At 45.6% G+C, this 687-nt stretch carries 1 protein-coding gene; it reads right to left on the reverse strand.

The features are described 5' to 3' along the window. Nucleotides 1-86: 86 nt before the first annotated feature. A partial coding sequence (locus ACFS25_RS31845; RefSeq protein WP_381509272.1) for a hypothetical protein occupies nt 87-687 on the reverse strand: 601 nt, incomplete at its 5' end.

A 687-nucleotide genomic window follows, 5' to 3' on the forward strand; every position in this document is an offset into this window, starting at 1 on the left:
ACCACCGCGATTAGGCAAAGACAATAAACGTAAAACGCTGCCGATTAGCAGCATGGAAAGACTATTTAGCTAGTACCAGGTAAGTCCTACAAAGCAGACTCCTTCAGCGTTGTTGTCGGATTGGCATACTGCAAAATACCCGTCCATTTACCACTCAACCTGTACCGCTCGCCCGTTGATGTATTCTCTAAAATGCCACTAAAGGAGCAGGCCAGTTGATAGGCCGTAATTTGACGGCTTATGTCAATCTTGGATTGGGGTGGAATCTTGACCGTTAACAGGCCCTGCTGATCAAAGCCATAGGGCTTTTGTTGTTCGATAGAGCTAAGCCAATAGGTCTCAATCGAACGGTCGAACAATCCATTGCCGTACCAATGTTCAGGTACACTTACGGCAAACTTACTTAGATCGACGTCTTGGGGTACTTGGCTGGTCGGATCCAGGCTAAATAAAGAAGTTTTAACTAACTCCCCAAAGCGCTCTTCAACCTGTTGAGTGGCAATAAGAGTGCTTGTATTCTGTACACTAGACCCTTTTAATTGCAGCTTTGTTGTATCAACGCGATCACCCTGGTTAAAAAAATACCGAATGTCTTTCAGTTCGTACTGAACTGGGGTAGCTGGAACAGGATGAACTGCTTGTGGTTTGGAGCAAGCGCTCAACAGAGTAGCAATGACTAGACTGAGA

This window comes from Spirosoma flavum, from assembly GCF_042686045.1.
In the GTDB taxonomy this organism is placed as follows: Bacteria; Bacteroidota; Bacteroidia; order Cytophagales; family Spirosomataceae; genus Spirosoma; species Spirosoma flavum.